General features: G+C 80.0%; 1 pseudogene. It reads left to right on the plus strand.

From position 1 onward, the window contains the following. A pseudogene (locus tag G3I40_RS43580) lies at positions 1-270 on the plus strand (thioesterase); the annotation flags it as partial.

The following is a 270-nucleotide window of genomic DNA, read 5'->3' on the forward strand; positions in this document are numbered from 1 at the left end:
CACGCGGGCCCTGCGCGAAGCGGGCCTGCCCGCCCCCGCACTGCTCGTCGTCGGCGCCTGCCCGCCGCCCGACGCGGCCACCGGCCCGGCGGACGCCTGCCGGGCTCCCGACGAGGAACTGCTGCGCCTGCTCGGCGGGTTCGTGAGTCTGCCGGGAGGCACCGAGCCCGGTGGCCTGTGGCACCGCGTCGTGATGCCCGTGCTCCGCGACGACCTGCTGCTCGCCGATGCCCTGCGCACCGACGCCCGCCGGCCCTCGCCCGCCGGGCC

Source organism: Streptomyces sp. SID14478, from assembly GCF_010548525.1.
In the GTDB taxonomy this organism is placed as follows: Bacteria; Actinomycetota; Actinomycetes; order Streptomycetales; family Streptomycetaceae; genus Streptomyces.